This is a genomic window from Micromonospora maritima (assembly GCF_902825405.1).
Taxonomy (GTDB): Bacteria; Actinomycetota; Actinomycetes; order Mycobacteriales; family Micromonosporaceae; genus Micromonospora; species Micromonospora maritima.
In genome coordinates, this window is the sequence record NZ_CADEAU010000069.1 from 1 (window position 1) to 16799 (window position 16799).

General features: G+C 71.7%; 15 protein-coding genes and 1 pseudogene. 4 read left to right on the forward strand and 12 right to left on the reverse strand.

Features of this window, described 5'->3' with window-relative positions:
* The 9 genes and pseudogenes from HUW36_RS09850 to HUW36_RS09890 form a co-directional block, all read right to left on the reverse strand.
* Window positions 1-130 (reverse strand): annotated as a pseudogene (locus HUW36_RS09850) (lysine transporter LysE); the annotation flags it as partial.
* 549 nt (window positions 131-679) lie between these two features.
* Complete coding sequence (locus HUW36_RS09855; RefSeq protein ID WP_425487231.1) at window positions 680-1132, reverse strand: metal-sulfur cluster assembly factor; 453 nt, start codon at window positions 1130-1132, stop codon at window positions 680-682.
* Window positions 1129-1602 carry a Fe-S cluster assembly sulfur transfer protein SufU gene (sufU, locus tag HUW36_RS09860; RefSeq protein ID WP_174527865.1) on the reverse strand — a complete coding sequence of 158 codons (474 nt, stop codon included), beginning with the start codon at window positions 1600-1602 and terminating at the stop codon, window positions 1129-1131. Before sufU ends, HUW36_RS09855 begins: the two co-directional genes overlap by 4 nt.
* Window positions 1602-2906 (reverse strand): cysteine desulfurase, encoded by a 1305-nt coding sequence (locus HUW36_RS09865; RefSeq protein ID WP_174527852.1) that lies wholly within the window; start codon window positions 2904-2906, stop codon window positions 1602-1604. Before HUW36_RS09865 ends, sufU begins: the two co-directional genes overlap by 1 nt.
* A gap of 8 nt (window positions 2907-2914) precedes the next feature.
* On the reverse strand, window positions 2915-3688 hold the full coding sequence (gene sufC, locus HUW36_RS09870; protein ID WP_174527853.1) for a Fe-S cluster assembly ATPase SufC: 774 nt from the start codon (window positions 3686-3688) through the stop codon (window positions 2915-2917).
* The gene (locus tag HUW36_RS09875) at window positions 3685-4011 is read right to left on the reverse strand and encodes a non-heme iron oxygenase ferredoxin subunit (RefSeq protein ID WP_174527854.1); all 327 of its coding nucleotides are present in this window, start codon (window positions 4009-4011) and stop codon (window positions 3685-3687) included. The genes sufC and HUW36_RS09875 overlap by 4 nt, the downstream gene beginning before the upstream one ends.
* Before the next feature lies 1 nt (window position 4012).
* Entirely contained in the window at window positions 4013-5155 is a 1143-nt protein-coding gene (sufD, locus tag HUW36_RS09880; protein ID WP_174527855.1) for a Fe-S cluster assembly protein SufD, read from the reverse strand.
* A 54-nt stretch (window positions 5156-5209) separates the two neighbouring features.
* A complete protein-coding gene (sufB, locus tag HUW36_RS09885; RefSeq protein WP_174527856.1) occupies window positions 5210-6640 on the reverse strand; it encodes a Fe-S cluster assembly protein SufB in 1431 nt (476 codons plus the stop codon).
* The gene (locus tag HUW36_RS09890) at window positions 6637-7374 is read right to left on the reverse strand and encodes a helix-turn-helix transcriptional regulator (protein WP_174527857.1); all 738 of its coding nucleotides are present in this window, start codon (window positions 7372-7374) and stop codon (window positions 6637-6639) included. Before HUW36_RS09890 ends, sufB begins: the two co-directional genes overlap by 4 nt.
* 98 nt (window positions 7375-7472) lie before the next feature.
* Here HUW36_RS09890 and HUW36_RS09895 point away from each other — a divergent pair, with 98 nt between their 5' ends.
* Window positions 7473-8435 (forward strand): COX15/CtaA family protein, encoded by a 963-nt coding sequence (locus HUW36_RS09895; RefSeq protein ID WP_174527858.1) that lies wholly within the window; start codon window positions 7473-7475, stop codon window positions 8433-8435.
* A 77-nt stretch (window positions 8436-8512) separates the two neighbouring features.
* A complete protein-coding gene (locus tag HUW36_RS09900; protein WP_174527859.1) occupies window positions 8513-10180 on the forward strand; it encodes a right-handed parallel beta-helix repeat-containing protein in 1668 nt (555 codons plus the stop codon).
* 16 nt (window positions 10181-10196) lie between these two features.
* Here the strand turns inward: HUW36_RS09900 and HUW36_RS09905 are convergent, their stop codons facing one another.
* The 3 genes from HUW36_RS09905 to HUW36_RS09915 form a co-directional block, all read right to left on the reverse strand.
* A complete protein-coding gene (locus HUW36_RS09905) occupies window positions 10197-11114 on the reverse strand; it encodes an ATP-grasp domain-containing protein (protein WP_174527860.1) in 918 nt (305 codons plus the stop codon).
* A 9-nt stretch (window positions 11115-11123) separates the two neighbouring features.
* A complete protein-coding gene (locus HUW36_RS09910) occupies window positions 11124-11456 on the reverse strand; it encodes a hypothetical protein (protein WP_013287454.1) in 333 nt (110 codons plus the stop codon).
* 522 nt (window positions 11457-11978) lie between these two features.
* Entirely contained in the window at window positions 11979-12938 is a 960-nt protein-coding gene (locus HUW36_RS09915; protein WP_174527861.1) for a heme o synthase, read from the reverse strand.
* Window positions 12939-13201: 263 nt separating this feature from the next.
* Between HUW36_RS09915 and tkt the strand changes: the two genes are divergently transcribed.
* Entirely contained in the window at window positions 13202-15340 is a 2139-nt protein-coding gene (gene tkt / locus HUW36_RS09920; RefSeq protein ID WP_174527862.1) for a transketolase, read from the forward strand.
* 16 nt (window positions 15341-15356) lie between these two features.
* Window positions 15357-16535, forward strand: coding sequence for a transaldolase (tal, locus tag HUW36_RS09925; RefSeq protein ID WP_174527863.1), 1179 nt, complete (start codon window positions 15357-15359; stop codon window positions 16533-16535).
* Window positions 16536-16799 lie beyond the last annotated feature (264 nt).

Here is a 16799-nt window from a genome sequence, read left to right on the forward strand (position 1 = left end):
CCGCGGCCGCCCCGACCCGGAACCCGGCGCGGGCGCTCAGCCCGAGGATGAGGATCGCGATCGCGCCGACCGGGATCGCGACGCCGTAGCCGGCGACCAGCCCGGCGAGGAACGCCCCGGTCACGACGGTGGGCGTGGGATCGCGGCGGCCGGCGGCACGGCCCGCTGTCGGCGCGCGGCGGTGGCCGCACGGACAGGAGCCTGCTTCGGGTACGCCTCGATCACCCGCTCATCGTGCAACCCGCTCTCCCACCCCGCCAGCCGATTTTCCACCGTGTCCGCCCGGCTCGCGGCCGGACCATCGGCGTCGCCCAGGGCCGCTCCGCGTGACGTGGACCGGGCTGCGCCGCTCCGGTCGGACTCGCGCACCAGGCTGGCCGAGTCGGACCAGGTCGGAGATCTTGGTACGGAAGGGCCTCTATGAGGGCCGTTTCCCACCAAGATCTCACTGACAGCCGAGGCCGATGAGGGACCGACGGAGCCGGAGCGCCACAGGGGCGGAAGGGACAGCACACGGGTGGGACGGTGCGGAAGCCCGCGGGGCCGGTCGGCGGACCTGGGGTGGGCGGACCGGCGGCGTCGTCGGGCGCGTCGGGATCCCGCGAGCGGAGGGGCGACAACGAGCCGGGCGCGTCACCCCGGGAAGGGTGACGCGCCCGCAACGGTGACCGAGGAACGGTCAGACGTTGAAGCCGAGGGAGCGAAGCTGGTCGCGCCCCTCATCGGTGATCTTGTCGGGGCCCCACGGCGGCAGCCACACCCAGTTGATCCGGATGTCGTTGACCAGGCCGCCGCCGGGGCCGGTGGTCAGCGCCTGCCGGGCCTGGTCCTCGATCACGTCGGTCAGCGGGCAGGCCGCCGAGGTCAGCGTCATGTCCAGGGTGGCGACGTTCTCGTCGTCCACGTGCACGCCGTACACCAGACCCAGGTCGACCACGTTGATGCCCAGCTCGGGGTCGACGACGTCCTTCATCGCCTCCTCGATGTCCCCGATGGCGGCCTTGCCGCCGGCCGGCGCCGCCGCACCCGCGGCCGCGCCGTCCGCGACAGTCCCGTCGACAGCCGCGCCCCCGGCAACCGTGCCGTCGGTCGCCACCGCACCGGTCTCCGAGGTCATGTTCTCGTCGCTCATGCCTTCACCTCCGGGCTCACGCCCACCCCGGCGCGTGCCGCGGCGTCCTTGAACGCCATCCACGACAACAGCGCGCACTTCACCCGGGCCGGGTAGCGCGCGACACCCGCGAACGCCACCCCGTCTCCGAGCACGTCCTCGTCCGGCGTGACCTGGCCCCGCCCGGACATCAACTCCACGAACGCCTCGTGCACCACGGCGGCGTCGCTCGCGGCCCTGCCGCGCAGCAGCTCGTGCAGGATGCTCGCCGACGCCTGGCTGATCGAGCAGCCCATCCCGTCGTACGAGATGTCGGTGAACACGCTGCCGTCGGTCGCCACCCGCACGGTGATCTCGTCGCCGCAGGTCGGGTTGACGTGGTGCGCCTCGCCGACCCGGGCCGCCGGGTCCGTGGCGTCCCGCAGGCCGCGGCCCTGCGGGTGCTTGTAGTGGTCCAGGATGATCTCCTGGTACAGCGACTCCAACTGCATCACTCGAACACCTTCCGCACCTGCTCCAGACCCGCCACCAGGGCGTCGATCTCCGCCGTGGTGGTGTAGAGGTAGAACGACGCCCGGGTCATGGCCGGCACCCCGAAGCGGGTGCACACCGGCTTGGCGCAGTGGTGTCCCACCCGCACCTGCACGCCGAGCGAGTCGAGCACCTGCCCGACGTCGTGCGGGTGCACGTCACCGAGGGCGAACGAGATCGTCCCGCCCCGCCCCACCGGCACGGTCGGGCCGAAGATCCGCAGCCCGGGCACGGTGGCGAGGGCGTCCAACGCGTACGCCGTCAGCTCCTTCTCGTGCCACTGGATCGCCGGCATGCCGATCGCGGTGAGGTAGTCCACCGCCGCGCCCAGCGCGACCGCCTCGGCGATCGGTGGGGTGCCCGCCTCGAACCGGGCCGGCGGCGCGGCGAACGTCGAGCCCGCCATCGTCACCGTCTCGATCATCGAGCCGCCGCCCATGAACGGGGGCATCGCGGCGAGCAGCTCGCCCCGGCCCCAGAGCACGCCGATGCCGGTCGGGCCGCACATCTTGTGGCCGGTGAAGACGATGAAGTCGGCGTCGGCGTCGACCACGTCCATCGGCAGGTGCGGCACCGACTGCGAGCAGTCGAGCAGCAGCAGCGCGCCGACCTCGCGGACCCGCGCGGTGATCCGCGAGGTGGCGTTGACGGTGCCGAGGATGTTCGACATGTGCACCAGCGAGACGATCTTCGTCCGTTCGGTGACCAGGTCGTCCAGGCCGGACTCGTCGAGCCGGCCCTGGTCGGTGACCGGGAACCAACGCAGCGTCGCGCCGGTGCGCTCCGCGAGCAGCTGCCACGGGACGATGTTCGAGTGGTGCTCCATCTCGGAGATCACGATCTCGTCGCCGGGGCCCAGCCGGAACCGCGGGTCAGCGTCCGCCCGCAGCGAGGCGTTCGAGAACGCGTACGCCACGAGGTTGATCGCCTCGGTGGAGTTCTTGGTGAACACCACCTCGTCCACGCTCGGCGCGTTGACGAACGCGGCGATCTTCGCCCGCGCGCCCTCGTACGCCTCGGTCGCCTCGGTGCCCAGGGTGTGCACCGAGCGCGACACGTTGGCGTTGTGCAGCGCGTAGTGCTCGGCGAGCACGTCGAGCACCTGCCGCGGCTTGTGCGAGGTGTTCGCGCTGTCCAGGTAGACAAGCGGGTGGCCGTTGACCTCCCGGTCGAGGATCGGGAAGTCGGCCCGCACCTTCGCCACGTCGAAGCGCGGCACGTCGTCGTACTGCGGCATGCCCGCCGGGATGGCCATCGAGGTCATGTCGAGTCTCAGGCCCGCGCCGAGCCGGCCCCGGCGACGTACCGCTCGTAGCCCTCTTCCTCCAGCTTGTCGGCCAGCTCGCGGCCGCCCTGCTCGACGATCCGGCCGGCGACGAAGACGTGCACGAAGTCCGGCTTGATGTAGCGCAGGATCCGGGTGTAGTGGGTGATCAGCAGCATGCCGGTGTCGCCGTTCTCGCGGACCCGGTTCACGCCCTCGCTGACCACGCGCAGCGCGTCCACGTCGAGGCCGGAGTCGGTCTCGTCCAGAATGGCGATCTTCGGCTTGAGCAGCTCCAGCTGCACGATCTCGTGCCGCTTCTTCTCGCCGCCGGAGAAGCCCTCGTTGACGTTGCGCTGGGCGAACGCCGGGTCCATCTGGAGCTTCTCCATGGCGCCGCGCAGCTCGCCGGCCCAGGTGCGCAGCTTCGGCGCCTCGCCGTCGATCGCGGTCTTGGCGGTACGCAGGAAGTTGGCCACCGACACGCCGGGGACCTCGACCGGGTACTGCATGGCGAGGAACAGGCCGGCGCGGGCCCGCTCGTCGACGGACATGGAGAGCACGTCCTCGCCGTCGAGGGTGACCTCGCCGCCGGTGATCTCGTACTTCGGGTGGCCGGCGATCGAGTAGGCCAGCGTCGACTTGCCGGAGCCGTTCGGGCCCATGATGGCGTGCGTCTCGCCGGAGCGCACGGTCAGGTCGACCCCGTGCAGGATCGGCTTGAGCTCACCCTCGGGCAGCTTGACCGACACCTTCAGGTCGCGGATCTCCAGGGTGCTCATCGGGTCACTCCATTGCTCGGCGTCATGCTGACGTAGATCTCGCCGTCGCGGACTTCGACGGGGTAGACGGGTACGGGTTCGGTCGCGGGCAGCCCGGTGGGCTCACCGGTACGCAGGTCGAAACGGGATCCGTGCAGCCAGCATTCCAGCGTGCAGCCCTCGACCTCGCCCTCGGAGAGCGCGACGGCGGCGTGCGAGCACTCGTCGCGCACGGCGTAGAACACGTCGTCCTCGCCGTGCACGACCGCGATCTGCACGCCGTCCACGTCGGCGCTGACCGCGGTGCCCTTCGGCACGTCCTCGGTCGAACAGATCTTGATCATCTCAGGCGCCGGCCTTGGTGAGGCGGGCCTCGATCGCGTCGCCGAGCCGGTCGCGCAGGTCCTCGACCGGGATCTTGTTGATCATCTCGGCGAAGAAGCCGCGCACCACCAGGCGGCGGGCCTCGGCCTCCGGAATGCCCCGGGCCATCAGGTAGAACAGCTGCTCGTCGTCGAACCGCCCGGTCGCGCTGGCGTGCCCGGCGCCGGCGATCTCGCCGGTCTCGATCTCCAGGTTGGGCACGGAGTCGGCCCGGGCGCCGTCGGTGAGCAGCAGGTTCCGGTTGATCTCGTACGTGTCGGTGCCGGTCGCCTCGGCCCGGATCAGCACGTCGCCCACCCAGACGGTGTGCGCGTCCTCGCCCTGCAGCGCGCCGCGGTAGCCGACGTTGCTGCGGCAGTCCGGCACCGTGTGGTCGACCAGCTGCCGGTGCTCCAGGTGCTGGCCCGAGTCGGCGAAGTAGAGGCCGTACAGCTCGGCCTCGCCGCCGCGCTGCGTGTACTCCACCGAGGTGTACTGCCGGACCAGGTCGCCGCCGAGGCTGACCTGCACGTGCACGATCTTGGCGTCGCGACCCAGCTTGACCTTGAGGTGCTGGGCCTGGACCGCGTCGTCGGCCCAGTCGGCGACCGTGACCAGGGTCAGCTTCGCCCCGTCCGCCACGCTCACCTCGACGTTGTCGGCGAGCGTGGCCGAACCGACCTGCTCCACCACCACGGTCACCTCGGCGAAGCGGCCCACCTCGACGAACGTGTGGCCGAACGCGAGCGCCTCGGCGGTCTCGCCGACCACCCGCAGCCGCACCGGCTCCGCCACCACGGCGTCCCGGGCGACCTGCACCAGCAGCGCCCCGTCGGCCCCGCCGTACGCCAGCGCGCTGACCCGGTCGAACGGGGTGAGCACGCTGCCCACCCGCGGGTCGTCCCGGCCGATCCGGTCGACGGTGACGCCCTCGGGCAGGTCGCCGTGCTCGTGCCGGACCGTGCCGGTGGCGACCTGGGCCGACGAGGCCAGACCGCGCAGCCGCTTGAGCGGGGTGAAGCGCCACTCCTCCTCCAGGCCGGTCAGGGCCGGGAAGTCGGCGACGTCGTACGAGCGGAGCGCCTGCGACTTGGTCGTGGGCGGCGCGGAAGCCTGGGTAGTCATCTCTTCCTTGGTCTGTTCTGCGACGACGGTGTCAGTGGATGCGGGGGGCCGCGGTCAGCCGACCGCGCCCTCCATCTGCAGCTCGATCAGGCGGTTGAGCTCCAGCGCGTACTCCATCGGGAGCTCCTTGGCGATCGGCTCGATGAAGCCGCGCACGATCATCGCCATCGCCTCGTCCTCGCTCAGGCCCCGGCTCATCAGGTAGAAGAGCTGGTCGTCGCTGACCTTGGAGACGGTCGCCTCGTGCCCCATCGACACGTCGTCCTCGCGGATGTCGACGTACGGGTAGGTGTCGGAGCGGGAGATGGTGTCGACCAGGAGCGCGTCGCACTTGACGGTGCTCTTGCTGCTGGTCGAACCCTCCAGCACCTGCACCAGGCCGCGGTAGGAGGTGCGGCCGCCGCCGCGGGCGATCGACTTCGACACGATGGTCGAGGAGGTGTGCGGCGCGGCGTGCACCATCTTGGCGCCGGCGTCCTGGTGCTGGCCCTCACCGGCCATGGCCACCGAGAGCACCTCGCCCTTGGCGTGCTCGCCGGTCATGTAGACCGCCGGGTACTTCATGGTCACCTTGGAGCCGATGTTGCCGTCGACCCACTCCATGGTCGCGCCCTCGTGGCAGACGGCACGCTTGGTGACCAGGTTGTAGACGTTGTTCGACCAGTTCTGGATGGTCGTGTAGCGGCAGCGCGCGTTCTTCTTCACGATGATCTCCACGACCGCGCTGTGCAGCGAGTCGGAGGAGTAGAGCGGCGCGGTGCAACCCTCGACGTAGTGCACGTAGGCGCCCTCGTCGACGATGATCAGCGTCCGCTCGAACTGGCCCATGTTCTCCGTGTTGATCCGGAAGTAGGCCTGCAGCGGGATCTCCACGTGCACGCCCTTCGGCACGTAGATGAACGAGCCACCGGACCAGACGGAGGTGTTCAGCGCGGCGAACTTGTTGTCGCCGACCGGGATGACCGTGCCGAAGTACTCCTTGAAGATGTCCTCGTGCTCGCGCAGCGCGGTGTCGGTGTCGAGGAAGACGACACCCTGCTCCTCGAGGTCCTCACGGATCTTGTGGTAGACCACCTCGGACTCGTACTGCGCCGCGACGCCGGCGACCAGCCGCTGCTTCTCCGCCTCCGGGATGCCCAGCCGGTCGTAGGTGTTCTTGATGTCCTCCGGCAGGTCCTCCCAGCTGGTGGCCTGCTTCTCGGTGGACCGGACGAAGTACTTGATGTTGTCGAAGTCGATCCCGGTGAGGTCGGCGCCCCAGGCCGGCATCGGCTTGCGGTCGAACAGCCGCAGGCCCTTCAGCCGCAGGTCGAGCATCCAGGCCGGCTCGTTCTTCTTGGCCGAGATGTCCCGGACCACCGCCTCGTTGAGGCCGCGCTGGGCGGCCGCCCCGGCGACGTCGGGGTCGGCCCAGCCGTACTCGTAGCGACCGAGGGCAGCGAGCTGCTCCTCCTGGGTCAGGGGCTGAACGATCTGCTCGGTCATCTATCTGTCCTCACAGTGGTGACGGTGGAACCGGACTGGGCGGGGATGTGCGTGGTACACACGCCGTCGCCGTGCGCGATGGTGGCCAGGCGCTGCACGTGGGTGCCGACCAGACGGGAGATCACCGCGGTCTCGGCCTCGCACAGCTGGGGAAACTCGGCGGCCACGTGCGCCACCGGGCAGTGGTGCTGACAGAGCTGGCCGCCGGAGGCGATCGTGGACGCGTTCGCAGCGTAGCCCTCGGCGGTGAGCGCCCCGGCGAGCGCCTCGGCCCGCGCGAGCGGGGCGTCGTCGGCGTCCTCCATGGCCGCCCGGCAGCGGGCCTCCAGCGCGGCGACCTGCTCGGCCGCGAACGCCGCGACGGCCTCGGCGCCGCCGGTGCGGGCGATCCACCGCAGCGCCGCGGTGGCCATGTTGTCGTAGTGGTGGGTGCCGCAACGCACCCGGGCCGCCTCGGTCAGCACGAAGACCTTGGCCGGCCGGCCCCGCCCCCGGCTGCCCCGCACGGCCTGCTCACGGGCGACGACGTCGCCGTCGGCGAGCATCGCGTCGAGGTGCCGGCGGATCGCGGCCGGGCTCAGGCCCAGCGCGGATCCGAGCTGCGCGGCAGTGGTGGCGCCCCGCTCCAGCAGGAGCTGGGTGACCCGGTCCCGGGTCGACAGGTCGGCGGACGCCGTCGCGCCGGTGACCGAACCGGTCACCAGCTCTCCGGACAGCGCTGCCGCGTTTTTCACAACGGCAACGTTACGTAATTCGTCGGGGCCCCGCAAACCCGGGGTCCGGTGATTCCGACCACCGGGTCGGCGGAGTCACCCGATCGGGATCAACTACGGTGCGTAGGATTCGCTCCGTGAAGCGTTCCGTCCGGTTCCCGGTCTCCCCCACGCTGCTGCGCCGCCTCGCGTTCGCCTCGATCATCGCGAACGTCGCGATCGTGGTCACCGGCGGGGCCGTCCGGCTCACCGCGTCCGGCCTCGGCTGCCCCACCTGGCCCCGGTGCACCGACGAGTCGTACACCACCACGTCGGAGATGGGCGTGCACGGGGTGATCGAGTTCGGCAACCGGCTGCTCACGTTCGCGGTCGGGATCATCGCGCTGGCCGTGGTGCTGGCCGTGCTGGCCCAGGTCCCCCGTCGTCGCGGACTGCTGCCGCTGGCGGTCGGTGTGCTGTTCGGCATCCCCGCCCAGGCGGTAGTCGGCGGGATCACCGTGCTCACCAACCTCAACCCCTGGGTGGTCGGGCTGCACTTCCTCGCCTCGATGGTGGTGATCGCCGCCGCGTACGCGCTCTGGCGGCGCACCGCCGAGCCGGACGGGCCGGTCGTGCCGACCGTGCCGGCGCCGCTGCGCACCCTCGCCCGGATCACCACGCTGGTGAGCGCCTCGGTGCTGGTGGTCGGCACCTGGGTGACCGGCAGCGGCCCGCACGCCGGCGACCAGGGCGCGGCCCGCAACGGCCTGGACCCGGAGTCGATCTCCCAGGTGCACGCCGACGGCGTGTTCCTGCTGATCGGCCTCTCGGTGGCGTTGTTCTTCGCGTTCCGCGCGGTCGGCGCGGCGCGCGCCGCGCGGGCCGCCGGCGTGCTCCTCGCGGTCGAGCTGGGTCAGGGCGTGATCGGCTTCGTCCAGTACTTCACCCACCTGCCGGCCGTGCTCGTCGCCGCGCACATGCTCGGTTCCTGCCTGGTGCTGCTGGCCACGCTGGGCGTGCTCTGGGCCACCCGGGAGCGCCGGCCGGCGGTCCCGCCGGCCCCGGCCGCGCCCGCGGTCGATCGGGTGGGCGCCGCGGCCTGACCCGGATCGGGCGTTACCGCCCCGCGGGAGCGGGAAAGCGGTCCGGACCACGGACCGTACGCCCGAGGGGAGCTCCGGTGTCGCGCAAGGGCCTTGCCACGACCACCCCGCAGCGGATGACCCCGGTGGCCGGTGCCCCGCTGTGGTGCGACGCCCGCGAGTTCGGGCTCACCGGCGACGGGGTGACCAACGACCAGCCCGCCCTGGCCGCGCTGGTGGACCGCCTCGGCGCGGGCTACGACGCCGACGGCCGGGCCCGGGTGATCTACTGCCCGCCGGGCCTCTACTCGATCCGCGACGCCGGCACCGTCTGGCGCAGCGGGGTCTCCCTGATCGGCGCCGGCTCGGCGGCCACCCGGTTCCTGCTCAGCAACGAGGGCAACCGCGCCGCCCCGGTACCGCTCGCCTACTGGACCACCGTGCAGCACGGCGCGGACCGGGACCGGCACATCGCCGACTGCACCTTCGCCGACTTCGAGATCGACGGTTCCGGGGTGGCCCAGACCGCGTACGACTACCTGGCCAAGGGCCTCGGGTTGCAGTACGTCGTCCGGGGCGTGTTCCGCAACCTCTACATCCACCACACCGGGGCCACCGGCCTGGGCTGCGACTTCCTCCAGGACACCCTGATCGACGGGGTGGTCGTGGTGGGCTGCGGACGACTGGACAACGGTCAGCAGTGGGGCGGCGCCGGGATCGGCGTCGGCATCGGCGGCTGGGGTGCGGTGGAGCGCCTCACCATCGCCAACTGCACCACGCTCGGCAACGGCACCAACGGGATCTTCCTGGAGCTGCAGAAGGACTACTGGGAGCCGCCCCGGGGGATCCGCATCATCGGCTGCCACAGCCAGGCCAACCGGTTCGGCATCTCGGACTGGGGCGCGGACGGTCTGATCGTCTCCGGCTGCACGATGACCAACAACCTGGAGGCCGGGTTCGACGTCTCGGCCAACGGCACGGCCGGCGTCGCCGGGCGCGGCGGCCTGCTCACCGGCAACGTGATCGACTGCAACGTCGGCGACGGCATCAGCATGGGCAACACCCCCGGCCCGTACGCCGTGCAGGGCAACCGGATCAGCAACAACGGCGGGTACGGCTACCACGAACACGACCTGGGCCACGGCTACCGGGGCGCGGCGGCGGACGTGGTGATCCAGGACAACGACATCCGGGAGAACGCGCTGGACGGGATCCGGATCGACCGGCCGATGCTCGACGCGTCGATCGTGGGCAACCGGATCCGGGACAACGGCCGGCGGTCCGCACCGGCCCACCGGGGCTCCGGCGACGCGGTGCGCTACGGCCCGCGCGAGGTCACCGACGGCGCGGCGGACTGGCCGGTCGGCGGCCACCGGGGCAAGGTCGTCCGGGTCGGCTCCCGGGACGCGGTGGTGGCCGACAATACCGGTGACCGGCTCTCCCTGGCCGAGGTGCGGCCGGACGGCATGACCGGCTGGAACGAGGCGATCCCGGAGCCCGGTGCCGAGTACGAGCTGCCCGACGGGCCGCCGGCGTGCGCCGGGATCACCATCGCCGCCCCGTTCGACTCCGCCACGGTGCGGAACAACCGGATCTGGCACCGGGACGCCGACAGCCAGACCTACGGGCTCTGGGTCACCGAGGCGGGCAGCTGCGTCTCCTGCGCCGTCGAGGACAACGACCTCGCCGGAACGCGGGCCGCCCTGCGACTGGACACCCCACCCATCGGCGGTCGCTGGGACCGCAACCACACCGACCGCGACTGAGCGCCCCGGGCGCGGATCAGGGCCGGCGGGCCAGGTGCGCGACGACCGCCTCGGCGAGCCGGTCCGGAGCGCCCTCGGCGTAGCCGACGAACAGGCTCGGCTCGGTCAGCTCCAACTCCACCAGCACGGGCGTGCCGTCCGGGCCGGGAATGAGGTCGACCCGGGCGTAGAGCAGCCGGTCGGCACCGCCGGGGACGGCGGCCAGCACCTTCTCGGCGACGGCGCGCTGCTCCGCGGTGGCGGTGCGGGAGTCGATCCGCTCCTCCTTGTAGAGCGCGGCCTCGCCGAGGTCGGGGCCGGTCAGCATCGGTCCCTTGCGGATCGCGTGGCTGAACGCGAGGCCGTCGGGGCCGGCGAGGAAGAGCAGCGCCGTCTCCCCGGCGGTGTCCACCGCGTCCAGGTACGGCTGGACCATGGTGACCCGCCCGGCGTCGCCGAGACGCCGCACGTGCGCCGACGCCAGCTCCCGGTGCTCCGGGTCGGTCAGGTCGTACCGCCCGGTGTCCTGGCTGCCCGCGCTGACCGCCGGCTTGATCACGTGCTCGCCGTCGGTGGGCGGCGGCCAGCTCTCCCCCGGCGCGACCCACGTCGTCGGCACGACGGGCGCACCCGCGTCGGACAGCTCGGCCAGGTAGCGCTTGTCGGTGTTCCAGGCGACCACGTCCGCCGGATTGGCCAGGGCCGGCACGGTGCGGGCCCAGGCCACGAACTCGTCCCGGCGCAACGCGTAGTCCCACGGCGAACGGAGGACGACCAGGTCGTAACCGGCCCAGTCCACGGTCGGGTCGTCCCAGACCGCGATCTCGGCGGCGACGCCACGGGCGGCCAGCGGGGCGAGCACGAGCCGGTCGTCCGGGTCGAGGTCGGGCAGCGCGGCGCAGGTGACGAGAGCGACCCGGGGTTTCCCCCGGGTCGACTGGTGGTGTGCGGTCATGCGGTTATGTCAACGGGCCATCGTGCGCCGGGCCATCGACCGCCAGAGGTCGTTGCTCGGACGCATCTGGTCCATCAGCTCACGCTCCCAGGCGTTCTCGACGTCGACCCCGGCCTTGGCGCAGGCCTGGCGCGCGACGTCCGTGCCGTCGGCGAACTGGTCGGCCCACACCCCGTCGGAACCCACGAGGACGATCCGTGCGCCGCGCTTGCCGACGTACTCGATGACCGCCTTCGCGCCGCCGTGCCCGGCGGCGAACGACTTGATGCCCGCGACCAGGCCGTTGGGGGCCTGCTCGGCGGTCTTGTCAGCCGTCAGCGTCGTATCGGAACCATCTGCCATGACGCGAAGCCTAAGCAGAGTTCCACCCGGATGTGCGAGAACGATGAACTGAATGTGATGCCAATTACCCATTGGTTTAAGGAGAACCACAGGTAATTTGACCCCCCTTGTCGGTTATATACGGGCAAAACAGGCGGCCGAGATAGTCACACTCTGTCCCGGTTGGCCCCGTCCGATGGACTCGGAAAAAATTTCTGATGAACCGCCTCACGTGCGGAAACCATCCACCCGGGTCAAAGGCTCCGGACGCGCGGTGATCACGCCGTCGGGTGGCGGGCGGCCTGCCCGCGTCCGGGGTGTGGTCACTCGCGGGGTCGGCGGGTGCGGGTGGGTGTCGCGGGCCGGGCGGCACGTCGGATCCCGCCGAGTCCCCGCCCGGGCCGGAGCGGGCGAAAGATCTTGGTACGGGACGGCCCACACGCGGGCGGTGTCGTACCACGATCTACGAGGGCTCGCGTCGCTGACGCGGTTTCCGGAGGTCGGACCCGCCGTGGGCGAGCGGGGCGGGTGCGGGGCGCCCGGTCAGAGCAGGGCGTCGAGGGCGACGGCGGCGAAGAGGATGGTGAGGTAGGTGGTCGACCAGTGGAACAGCCGCATCGGCTTGACCGCCTCGCCGCGCGTCGCGCGCCGGCAGAGCTTGTGCGCCTCGACCACGAAGATCCCGCCGACCACCAGCGCGGTCACGCCGTAGATCGGGCTCATCCCGAGCGGCCAGACCGCCAGCGAGGAGAGCAGCGTCAGCCAGGAGAACGCGATGATCTCGGCGTTGACCCGCCGGACCGAGGCCACCACCGGCAGCATCGGGATGCCGGCCCGCGCGTAGTCGTCCTTGTACTTGATGGCCAGCGCGTAGAAGTGCGGCATCTGCCAGAAGAAGACCACCGCGAACAGGCCCCAGGCGGCCGGCGACAGCGAGCCGGTGACCGCGGCCCAGCCGATCAGCACCGGCGCGGCCCCGCAGACGCCGCCCCAGAACGTGTTGGCGGCCGTGGTCCGCTTCAACCACAGCGTGTAGACCAGGTCGTAGTAGGCGATCGCGGCGAGCGTCAGGCCGGCGGCCAGCCAGTTGGTGGTCGCCGCCATCAGCGCCACCGAGACCGCCGCCAGCACCAGCCCGAAGGTCAGCGCGCTGCGCGGCGACACGGTGTGCGCGGGCAGCGGCCGGCGCTTGGTCCGCCGCATCAACTGGTCGATGTCCCGGTCGATGTAGCAGTTGAGCACGCTTGCCGCGCCGGCGGCGAGCGAGCCGCCCACCAGCACCACGGCCACCAGCCACAACGACGGCATCCCGCCGTCCGCCAACATCATCGCCGGCACGGTCGTGACCAGCAGCAGCTCGACGATCCGCGGCTTGGTCAGCGCCACGTACGCGGCCACCACGGCCCGTACGTCCCGCCGCCCGGTCGCCGGCGCATCCGCCACCGTGCCCACCGGCGACTGCCCGGCAGGGTTGCTGACGGGGCGCTCGGTGATCATGCTCACGGATTGCCACCTTCCGGCATCGGCGGGGGAGGTCGGTCGGCCCGGACCCGTCCGGGTCCACACACCGCCCCACACACTACGCGTCGTCGTTTTGGCTGCCCCGCAGACCCGGCAACGGTGCGGGCCGTCACACCCGGGGTTGAACGCCCGATCGGGCCGGACCCGTACAGAACAGCATGCCGAGATCCCCGGGCGGACGTTTAGCACCGCTCGATAGGGTCATCAGTGAGGGTTCCGCCCATCTGCCGAGGAGCACAACCATCGTGGCTGCCAACCGACCCGAGCTTCCCGCTCTCAACTGGTCCGACCTCGACCGCAGGGCCGTCGACACGGTCCGCGTGCTGGCCATGGACGCCGTGGAGAAATCCGGCAACGGCCACCCGGGCACGGCGATGAGCCTCGCCCCGGCGGCGTACCTGCTCTTCAACCGGGTCATGCGGCACAACCCGGCCGACCCGAACTGGCCCGGCCGGGACCGGTTCGTGCTCTCCGCCGGGCACTCCAGCCTGACGCTCTACATCCAGCTCTTCCTCTCCGGCTACCCGCTGGCCCTGGACGACCTCAAGGCGCTGCGCCAGTGGGGCTCGCTCACCCCGGGCCACCCGGAGCACGGCCACACCCCGGGCGTGGAGACCACCACCGGCCCGCTCGGCCAGGGCCTCGGCAACGCGGTCGGCATGGCCATGGCGGCGCGCCGCGAGCGGGGCCTGTTCGACCCCGAGCCGGACCGCGCCGACTCGCCGTTCCGGCACGACGTCTGGTGCATCGCCTCCGACGGGGACATCGAGGAGGGAATCACCCACGAGGCCAGTGCGCTCGCCGGCCACCAGCAGCTCGGCAACCTCTGCGTGATCTACGACGACAACGAGATCTCGATCGAGGACGACACCCGGATCGCCAAGAGCGAGGACGTGGCGGCCCGCTACGAGGCGTACGGCTGGCACGTGCAGACCGTCGACTGGCGCACCGGCGACGCCGACCAGGGCGACTACCACGAGGATGTGGAGGCGCTCTACCAGGCGCTGCTGGCCGCCCGCGCGGAGACCGACCGGCCGTCGTTCATCGCGCTGCGCACGATCATCGGCTGGCCCGCGCCGAACAAGAAGAACACCGGCAAGATCCACGGCTCGGCGCTCGGCGCGGACGAGGTCAAGGCCACCAAGGAGATCCTCGGCTTCGACCCGCAGCGCACCTTCGAGGTCGACGAGGAGGTGCTCAAGCACGCCCGTCAGGTGCTGGAGCGCGGCGCGCAGGCGCAGGCCGAGTGGACCACCGGGTTCGACGCCTGGGCGCAGGCCAACCCGGAGCGCAAGGCGCTGTGGGACCGGATGGCCACCCGTACGCTGCCGACCGGCTGGACCGACGCGCTGCCCACCTTCGGCGCGGACGCCAAGGGCGTCGCCACCCGGGCCGCCTCCGGCAAGGTCCTGGAGGCGCTCGCCCCGGTGCTGCCCGAGCTGTGGGGCGGCTCGGCCGACCTGGCCGAGAGCAACAACACCACCATGAAGGGCGAGCCGTCCTTCGTCCCGGCGGCGCACGCCACCAAGGACTTCCCGGGCGACGAGTACGGCCGCACGCTGCACTTCGGCATCCGCGAGCACGCGATGGGCTCGATCCTCAACGGCATCGCGCTGCACGGCGGCACCCGTCCGTACGGCGGCACGTTCCTGGTGTTCAGCGACTACATGCGCCCGGCGGTGCGGCTGGCCGCGCTGATGAAGCTGCCGGTGACCTACGTCTGGACGCACGACTCGATCGGCCTCGGCGAGGACGGCCCCACGCACCAGCCGATCGAGCACCTGACCGCGCTGCGGGCCATCCCCGGCCTGGACGTGGTCCGCCCGGCCGACGCCAACGAGACCGCCTGGGCGTGGCGGCAGGCGCTGGAGCACACCGACCGGCCGACCGCGCTGGCGCTCAGCCGGCAGGCGCTGCCGACCATCGACCGCACCGAGTTCGGCTCCGCCGAGGGCACCGTCAAGGGCGGCTACGTGCTGGCCGAGGCGTCCACCGGCAAGCCGCAGGTGATCCTCGTCGGCACCGGCTCCGAGGTGCAGCTCTGCCTCACCGCCCGGGAGCGGCTGGAGGCCGACGGCACCCCCACCCGGGTGGTGTCCATGCCGTGCCAGGAATGGTTCTTCGCGCAGGACGAGGCGTACCGGGAGTCGGTGCTGCCGCGCGGGGTAAAGGCACGGGTGAGCGTGGAGGCGGGCATCGCGATGTCGTGGCGGGCGATCGTCGGCGACAGCGGCGAGTGCGTGAGCATCGAGCACTACGGCGCGAGCGCGCCGCACACCGTGCTCTTCGAGCAGTTCGGGTTCACCCCCGACCGGATCGTGGCCGCCGCGCACGCGGCGCTCACCCGGGTGGGCGACATCACCGGTTTCACGACCGGCAACTGAGGGGAGCGTGGACGGCATGACGGACAGGCTGAGCGAGCTCCAGGCCACGGGCGTGGCGATCTGGCTCGACGATCTTTCCCGGGTACGACTGAGCTCCGGCGGGCTGGACAAGCTGCGCCGGGAGAGCCACGTGGCCGGTGTGACCACCAACCCGACGATCTTCGCCAAGGCGCTGAGCGACGCCGACGAGTACGACTGGCAGCTTCGAGACCTGGCCACCCGCGGCGTGGACGTCGAGGAGGCGGTCCGCATGCTCACCACGTACGACGTGCGGTGGGCCTGCGACGTGATGCGCCCCTCGTACGACGTCAGCGACGGCGTGGACGGCCGGGTGTCGATCGAGGTGGACCCGCGCTCGGCGCACGACGCGGAGAAGACCGTCGCCGAGGCCAAGGCGCTGTGGTGGCTGGTCGACCGGCCGAACCTCTTCATCAAGATCCCGGCGACCGAGGAGGGCCTGCCGGCGATCACGAGGACGCTGGCCGAGGGGATCAGCGTGAACGTCACGCTGATCTTCGGCCTGGACCGGTACTCGCAGGTGATGGAGGCGTTCCTGGCCGGCCTGGAGCAGGCCCAGGCCAACGGGCACGACCTGTCGAAGATCGGCTCGGTCGCCTCGTTCTTCGTCTCCCGGGTCGACACCGAGGTGGACAAGCGGCTGGAGAAGATCGGCTCCGACCAGGCCAAGGCGCTGCGCGGCAAGGCCGCGGTGGCCAACGCCCGACTGGCGTACGAGCGCTACGGCGAGGTGTTCTCCTCCGCCCGCTGGCAGAAGCTGGCCGACGCGGGCGCCCACCCGCAGCGCCCGCTGTGGGCCTCCACCTCGACGAAGAACCCGGACTACCGGGACGTGATCTACGTCGAGGAGCTGATCGCGCCGGGCACGGTCAACACCATGCCGGAGCCGGTCGTGCACGCCTACGCCGACCACGGTGAGACGCAGCCGGACACCGTCACCGGCGCGTACGGCGACGCGCGGCAGGTCTTCGCCGACCTGGAGTCCGTCGGCGTGGACCTGGCCGACGTGATCGCCACCCTGGAGAAGGAGGGCGTGGAGAAGTTCGAGGCCAGCTGGGTGGAGCTGCTCGAAGGGGTCAAGAAGTCCCTCGCCGAGGCGGCCAAGGGTGCGGACAGCCCGCACCGGGCCGCCGGGGGCAACGCGCAGGCGGCCCAGCAGGCCGGCGGGAACGCGTGACCGACGGCGTCCGACGCGTCCCGGGGCACCGCCCCGGGGCGCGTCCCGCCGTACCGTGGAAGGGGTGAGGTGGCGCCGTGAGCGCGAGGAGCGAGCCGGGTCTGCGAGCCCCGCAGTCGCGAGCCGAGGTAGCGCCGTGAGCGCGAGGAGCGAGCCGGGTCTGCGAGCCCCGCAGTCGCGAGCCGGGGTGGCGCCGTGAGCGACCTGCTGGCCGGTCCGGCGGACGTCGCCGCCGGCCTGGCCGTGCACGGCGCGGACGCGGTC

Coding starts and splice junctions, on each gene's coding strand:
- HUW36_RS09855 (WP_425487231.1), bottom strand. CDS start 1,132: ATGAGCGACGAGAACATGACCTCGGAGACCGGTGCGGTGGCGACCGAC.
- sufU (WP_174527865.1), bottom strand. CDS start 1,602: ATGCAGTTGGAGTCGCTGTACCAGGAGATCATCCTGGACCACTACAAG.
- HUW36_RS09865 (WP_174527852.1), bottom strand. CDS start 2,906: ATGACCTCGATGGCCATCCCGGCGGGCATGCCGCAGTACGACGACGTG.
- sufC (WP_174527853.1), bottom strand. CDS start 3,688: ATGAGCACCCTGGAGATCCGCGACCTGAAGGTGTCGGTCAAGCTGCCC.
- HUW36_RS09875 (WP_174527854.1), bottom strand. CDS start 4,011: ATGATCAAGATCTGTTCGACCGAGGACGTGCCGAAGGGCACCGCGGTC.
- sufD (WP_174527855.1), bottom strand. CDS start 5,155: ATGACTACCCAGGCTTCCGCGCCGCCCACGACCAAGTCGCAGGCGCTC.
- sufB (WP_174527856.1), bottom strand. CDS start 6,640: ATGACCGAGCAGATCGTTCAGCCCCTGACCCAGGAGGAGCAGCTCGCT.
- HUW36_RS09905 (WP_174527860.1), bottom strand. CDS start 11,114: ATGACCGCACACCACCAGTCGACCCGGGGGAAACCCCGGGTCGCTCTC.
- HUW36_RS09910 (WP_013287454.1), bottom strand. CDS start 11,456: ATGGCAGATGGTTCCGATACGACGCTGACGGCTGACAAGACCGCCGAG.
- tal (WP_174527863.1), top strand. CDS start 15,357: ATGACGGACAGGCTGAGCGAGCTCCAGGCCACGGGCGTGGCGATCTGG.